The following is an 833-nucleotide window of genomic DNA, read 5'->3' as shown; positions in this document are numbered from 1 at the left end:
CCGGATTTGCCTAGATCTCGCCCTACAGGCTTACACCAGTACAACCACTGACTGGCCCCACTACCTTCCTGCGTCACCCCATCGCTTGACTACTACCAGCCGAGGTCCCGTGCATCCACTTAGGCTTCACCCGAAGGTGATGACCTGAGCTTCAGGACGGTTAGTACAACTGATTCATCAGGGGCGATCTGACACGGGTACGGGAATATCAACCCGTTGTCCATCGACTACGCCTGTCGGCCTCGCCTTAGGTCCCGACTCACCCTGGGAGGATTAACCTAGCCCAGGAACCCTTGGTCATCCGGAGGACACGTTTCTCACGTGTCATTCGCTACTCATGCCTGCATTCTCACTCGCACAGCCTCCACAACTAGGTCACCCTGCTGCTTCTACGGCTGCACGACGCTCCCCTACCCACCCACACCAAAGATGTGAGTGCCGCGGCTTCGGCGGTGTACTTGAGCCCCGCTAAATTGTCGGCGCCCAGCCACTAGACCAGTGAGCTATTACGCACTCTTTCAAGGGTGGCTGCTTCTAAGCCAACCTCCTGGTTGTCTTCGCGACCGGACATCCTTTTCCACTTAGTACACGCTTAGGGGCCTTAGCCGGCGATCTGGGCTGTTTCCCTCTCGACTACGAAGCTTATCCCCCGCAGTCTCACTGCCACGTTCTCACTTACCGGCATTCGGAGTTTGGCTGACGTCAGTAACCTGTGAGGGCCCATCGGCCATCCAGTAGCTCTACCTCCGGCAAGAAACACGTGACGCTGCACCTAAATGCATTTCGGGGAGAACCAGCTATCACGGAGTTTGATTGGCCTTTCACCCCTACCC

1 rRNA gene is annotated in these 833 nt (G+C 56.9%); it reads right to left on the bottom strand.

What is annotated here, in order from left to right:
• Nucleotides 1–833 (bottom strand): 23S ribosomal RNA (locus AXK60_RS25320); the annotation flags it as partial.

It is taken from the genome of Tsukamurella pseudospumae, from assembly GCF_001575195.1.
Classification (GTDB): domain Bacteria; phylum Actinomycetota; class Actinomycetes; order Mycobacteriales; family Mycobacteriaceae; genus Tsukamurella; species Tsukamurella pseudospumae.
Note: the sequence above shows the minus strand (reverse complement) of the source record. Positions and strands in the feature narration are given on the sequence as shown.